This window comes from Acidovorax cavernicola (assembly GCF_003581445.1).
Genome location: NZ_QXMN01000346.1, coordinates 1 through 578, shown reverse-complemented (window position 1 = coordinate 578; position 578 = coordinate 1). Strand labels below are relative to the sequence as shown.

General features: G+C 68.9%; 1 protein-coding gene. It reads right to left on the bottom strand.

Translation table 11 applies throughout. From position 1 onward, the window contains the following. On the bottom strand, positions 1 to 578 hold a 578-nt coding region (locus D3H34_RS33560), incomplete at both ends, for a penicillin-binding transpeptidase domain-containing protein (protein ID WP_286186597.1).

Genomic DNA, 578 nt, shown 5'->3' with positions numbered 1-578 from the left:
CCCGTCGTTGAACCCGGCCCAGGCGCCGACCACCAGTTCGGGGCGCATCATGATGAACCAGCCGTCGGCGTTGCCCTGCGTGGTGCCGGTCTTGCCCGCGACATCGGCGCGGATGCCGTATTGCTGGCGAATCGCGCGCGCCGTGCCCTTGTCGATCACGCCGCGCAGCATGTCGACCAGCGTGAAGCTGAGCTGGCTGTCGAATGTCTGCTCGGGCGCCGTCGGCGCGAATTCGGCGAGCAGTTCGCCATCGCGGTTCTCGATGCGTGTGACCCACATCGGTTCCTGGTAGTTGCCGCCGTTGGCCAGCGTGCCGTAGGCGCTGACCATTTCCTTGAGCGTGACCGGACTGCTGCCCAGCGCCAGCGCGGGCACGGGCTCGAGCGGGCTCTGGCGTACGCCCAGCGCGCGCGCGAGTTGCACCACCTTGTTGACGCCGACTTCCTGCATCAGCGCGGCGGTGATGGTGTTCTTGGAATAGGCCAGGGCGTCGGCCAGCGTCAGGTCCTTGCCGCTGGGCGCGGCCGCGTCGGTGGGGCGCCAGACTTCACCGCCGGCGAGCGCGATTTCCAGCGCCT